Here is a 3756-nt window from a genome sequence, read left to right on the forward strand (position 1 = left end):
CGAAGGTAGCGTCGCCATAACCGTCGATAACGCCTGCTGCTGCCAGCTTGTTAACGCTGTCATATGCCCAGTGACCAGCAGGAACATCAGAGAACGGGTTTGCGGCATAAGCAGAAGCAGTTACGCCCAATGCCATAGCCATAGCTAATACTAAAGATTTTTTCATGATTTCTTCCTCCCTCAGGAAAAATATATTTTATAAGCGCCTTGGGGGAGCAGCGTCTGGGAAAAGCCTGCATGAGTTGCCTTGTTTCCTCATCCTGTTCTGCCAAATTTTGCAGCCTTGCGGGCGTTTATAACAAAATTGTGTGCAGGGTTTGCTTAGGCCTGTCAAACCCTGCGGCAATAAAGAGGTACTCGCCTAGCAAAGCCTAATAAACCCCACCCCTGAGGTAAATCCTGCGCTTTACCGCCTCTTTATCATGGTTTTATTATAGATTATTGCAAACTTTTTAACAATTCCGATTGCTTATAATGGAATTAGTCCAATTAATGCCCGAATGGAATATTGCTTATGAAAAAGAATCCCCGTAAATATTTTAGCCTGCGCAATAAGTAGCAGACGTAATAAAATATTTCACGGGGATGAATTTGCCTTATGAATTTTGCGGACCATTTTACAGGCTGTCCTGCATAAGCTTGATAATTTTCTGGACTATGGGCTTCAGCGTACTGTCGTCGGCAGTTTTATTCCAAAAGGCGCAGTATTTAAAGCGTATGGGCTCGCCGTCGTTATACAGCGGCATGAGCCGGGCAAATTTGCCGGTAAATTCGCGGGCGTCATCGTTGCTGATGATGGGCATAAAGCCTTTGTTATTGATAAGCATGGTGACAGCCGAAGGCATATCCTTGGCGATTAAAAAGCTGCCGCTGAAATTAAACAGGCGGCGGTAAAACATTTTTTCCTGTTCCTGGAATTCTTTGTCGGCAATCAGAATGCAGGGCAGGCTTTTAATATCGTTTAAGTCGATAAAGACGTTTGTAGATGCGGGGGGGACGAGCGTATTTCGTTGAGAGACTGCAACGAGTCCTTCTACTTCTTCGATAGGCTGGCAGACGAAATTAGTCTGCTCGGATTCGCTGCGCAGGTCGTTGAATACTACGTCCAGCTCGCCGCAGAGCAGCTTGACCATCAGTTCGTCGTGACTGCCGTAAACGACGTTGACGGTAATACTTTGGTCGTTTTCCAGCAGGATATTCAGGGCATGGCATAAACGGCGCACGTTATAATTATTGCGGCAGCCCAGCTTGATTTGCTGGCCCTGCTGGTGCTCCATCTGATATAAATTGCTTTTGAGCTTTTCGGATTCGCTGACGATGGCCTTAGCCTTCTGATAGAAAAATTCGCCGGCAGATGTGAGGGCGAAACGGCGGTTGCTGCGTAAAATAAGCTCTACCCCCAATTCGTCCTCCAGCGCTTTGATTTGCTGGGAAATGGCCGATTGAGAAATAAAGCATTGCTCTGCTGCTTCGCTAAAGCTTTTGCAGTCGGCAACCGCTAAAAAATATTTCATTTGACGTAATAGCATGATTTCTATACCACCTTACCAAAAATTACTGCCTGTCTGGTTAGCTTTCTTTACTCTTCTTAAATATTCTATATAAAAAAATCTAATAGAGCAAATTAGATTGCATTATAAAATGTATTAGCGTAAGTAATGAATGTAAATAGGTGAAGCTTATGGAAAGCAGCGGACAGAAAAAAGCCCTGCGGTTGTCATGAACGGCAGGGCTGAAAGAATGGCTTTATGCGGTTGCACAGATAATTACAGCTGGAATTTTATTCTTCATAATGACCGCTGTCCAAAGCTTATCCATAATTTATTCCTCTATAAGCTCGTGTTTTTGCAAGGTATTAGCGGTGATTTGCGCAAAACCGCGGTCTAATTTAGCAAGGTATTCTGCGTTACGAGCTGCTTTCGCCAGCTGATTATAATTTTCCAGACTGATGATTACTACATTTTTTTCTTCTTTGCGGGTAACAATAACAATTTCATTGTTGTCGGTTGCTTCATCACAATAATCTTTAAGCTTATTTCTAATGGTAGAATAATTTACTGCTAACATGATTGCTTCTCCTTTACTGTCATCCTTGTCAAATATATTGTACGTGATATTGTACAATAAGTCGAGGGATATAGCAATCTTGGAAAAGCTGCGGCCACTTCGTTAAAGTCAAAGATAAACTGAAAAAATCAATTTGTTGACGATGCATGCTTTGTTTTTTCAAGCGTTAGCTTTCATTCCTGCGGCTCCTGCTTGGACTCAAATTCGGCAATGGCAGGATTAATCAGCGTCATATAAAAGGAAGCGACCTGCTCCGGCGTCTGCCGCATATTATTTTTCAGCCACCAGCGTACCATGCCGATAAAGCTGCTGGCTATGTGGCTGATAAGGAAATCTTCCGGTACTTGCGCTATTTTGAGCCTGTTGGGACCAGCGACGATGATGCGCAGGTTTTCCTGCATGTATTCGCGGAAGAAGCGCAGAAAGAGAGAGCCTTCATCGTAATTGATGATGCCCAGGTAGTATTGCCTTTTGTCGCGCAGATGATAAAGAATATGCGCAATACGGTTTTCCGCCGTGGGCTGGACGTCGGAAAAATTATGGGTGCTGCAGGGCGGTATAGTATGACTGAAAATATGCTTGAAGAGCATCAGGCACATTTTACGCGCCAGCTCGTCCTTCGTTTCAAAGTGGCTGTAAAAGGTGCTGCGGCCGATATCGGCGGCGTCGATAATATCCTTGACGCTGATTTTTTCGTAGCTGTGCTTGGCAAGCAGGCGCACGAAGGCGTCGATGATGGCTTGTCTTGTTTTTGTTTGGCGTCTGTCCATAGCGTTACTCCTGTCCGGATGGCGGTGCTGAACGCAATCCTTATTATGTTTATTTTAGTACACTTTAACTTATGTGTCCAATAATAAACAGTAAAAAATTTTGTGTCTGTTCCTTAGATGCGTTTTTTAATATTATATTGGTGAAGAAACGCTGCCTGATAAAAAACGGCGGCTTAAAATAGCAGCAGAATGAAAGGAGCAGATGCAAAATGCATACTTTGGAAGCTTTGACGGCGGCCAAGCCTGTTATCGGCCGCAGAGTAATAATTTGTAAGGGTCAGGAACGCGAGTGGCTGACGCCTGTAGATCAGCTGTCTGTAGGCGACGTGCTGCGGATATTACCGGGAGAGCGCATTCCCTTAGACGGCGTTATTGTGCAGGGCGCAAGCTGCGTCAGCCGTCATGTGGTCAGCGAGGGCGCGCATCTTTTGGAAGAAAAGCGGCAGGGCGATAAGGTGTACTGCGGTACGATTAATGCGGCGGCAGCCATTGAAATGTGCGTTACAGCCGATTGGCGTCACAGCGGTTTTGAGCAAAGACTGGAGCTGGCGCGGGAAGAGCTGGACAAACAGTCCTTGCTGGTCAGGCTATGGCGGCGCGTAACAAGCTCCTACCGTCCCAGCTATAATTAAAAATTTCACGATTAAACTATTACCTCAATCTAAAATAAGCGAAGCCCCGCTTCTATCGTTGCTTAGAAAGCGGAGCTTCGTTTTTGTTTTATGAAGGAGATGTTATGAGCGGAATGTAAAATTTTAATTCAAGGCCGGGCAGTCGGTATTAGGGCAGTCGGGACGCGGGCCGGGGCCGCCCCAATGCCTGCCGTCGTGACGTGGGCCGCGATGCCGGTAGCCGTCGCGCCAGTGTCCGTCGCCGTTGCGATGGCCGCGCCATTCTTTATGGTGCAGCGGCAGGTTGG

General features: G+C 45.9%; 5 protein-coding genes. 1 reads left to right on the forward strand and 4 read right to left on the reverse strand.

The annotated features are described in order from the left end of the window. The 4 genes from QZ105_RS10195 to QZ105_RS10210 all read right to left on the reverse strand — a co-directional run. The coding region (locus tag QZ105_RS10195) for an S-layer homology domain-containing protein (RefSeq protein WP_293729816.1) at positions 1-166 on the reverse strand (166 nt) is incomplete at its 3' end. Positions 167-617: 451 nt separating this feature from the next. Then, a complete protein-coding gene (locus tag QZ105_RS10200) occupies positions 618-1529 on the reverse strand; it encodes a LysR family transcriptional regulator (RefSeq protein WP_293729812.1) in 912 nt (303 codons plus the stop codon). Positions 1530-1821: 292 nt separating this feature from the next. Continuing rightward, positions 1822-2067 (reverse strand): type II toxin-antitoxin system Phd/YefM family antitoxin, encoded by a 246-nt coding sequence (locus QZ105_RS10205; protein WP_293729813.1) that lies wholly within the window; start codon positions 2065-2067, stop codon positions 1822-1824. A gap of 173 nt (positions 2068-2240) precedes the next feature. Further along, the gene (locus tag QZ105_RS10210) at positions 2241-2837 is read right to left on the reverse strand and encodes a TetR/AcrR family transcriptional regulator (RefSeq protein WP_293729814.1); all 597 of its coding nucleotides are present in this window, start codon (positions 2835-2837) and stop codon (positions 2241-2243) included. 209 nt (positions 2838-3046) lie between these two features. On the opposite strand from QZ105_RS10210, the gene QZ105_RS10215 reads away from it, so the two are divergent. Further along, positions 3047-3469: a hypothetical protein gene (locus QZ105_RS10215; protein WP_293729815.1), complete on the forward strand. Its 423-nt coding sequence runs from the start codon at positions 3047-3049 to the stop codon at positions 3467-3469. The last annotated feature ends 287 nt before the right edge of the window (positions 3470-3756 follow it).

Origin of the sequence: uncultured Phascolarctobacterium sp. (assembly GCF_905212365.1) — a bacterium.
Lineage (GTDB): Bacteria > Bacillota > Negativicutes > Acidaminococcales > Acidaminococcaceae > Phascolarctobacterium_A.

Bases quoted from the DNA above. Each gene is read 5' to 3' on its own strand.
- QZ105_RS10200 (WP_293729812.1), bottom strand. From the start codon at position 1,529: ATGCTATTACGTCAAATGAAATATTTTTTAGCGGTTGCCGACTGCAAA.
- QZ105_RS10205 (WP_293729813.1), bottom strand. From the start codon at position 2,067: ATGTTAGCAGTAAATTATTCTACCATTAGAAATAAGCTTAAAGATTAT.
- QZ105_RS10210 (WP_293729814.1), bottom strand. From the start codon at position 2,837: ATGGACAGACGCCAAACAAAAACAAGACAAGCCATCATCGACGCCTTC.
- QZ105_RS10215 (WP_293729815.1), top strand. From the start codon at position 3,047: ATGCATACTTTGGAAGCTTTGACGGCGGCCAAGCCTGTTATCGGCCGC.